Annotated in this window: 1 protein-coding gene; it reads right to left on the reverse strand. The window is 52.7% G+C overall.

Going from position 1 to position 609, the window contains the following annotated elements; genetic code table 11:
- Window positions 1–609, reverse strand: a 609-nt coding sequence (gene trkA / locus J5224_RS33925) for a Trk system potassium transporter TrkA (protein WP_264629252.1), incomplete at both ends; no start/stop codon positions are given.

Genomic DNA, 609 nt, shown 5'->3' on the forward strand with positions numbered 1-609 from the left:
CATGGCGGACATGATGTTCGCTTCATCGTCGTTGGTAATGGCAATAAACACATCGATTTGTTCGACATGCTCCTGGGCCAGCAACTCCTGATCGGAAGCATCGCCGTGGAATACTATGGTGTCTTGCAGCAGTTCAGCCAGAGCGATCGCACGCTCTTCGTTCTTTTCGATCAGTTTGACGCTGTAGTCTTTTTCCAGCTTATGTGCCAACCCCGCGCCGACGTTACCGCCACCGACAATCATGATGCGCTTGTAGGGTTTTTCCAAGCGCTGGAGTTCGCTCATTACTGCGCGAATATGTTGGGAAGCAGCAACAAAGAACACTTCATCGCCCGCTTCGATAATCGTTGAACCTTGCGGACGGATCGGTCTGTCGTGGCGAAAGATAGCGGCTACGCGGGTTTCGATGTGCGGCATATGCTCACGCAACGCGGAGAGCGCATTGCCAATCAACGGGCCACCGTAGTAAGCGTTCACTGCGGCGATACTCACTTTCCCTTCAGCGAAGTTCACCACCTGTAGCGCGCCGGGATACTCGATTAACTTGTAGATATTGTCGATGACCAACTGTTCCGGCGAGATCAAATGATCAATTGGCACCGCTTCTGC

It is taken from the genome of Candidatus Symbiopectobacterium sp. NZEC135, assembly GCF_025962695.1.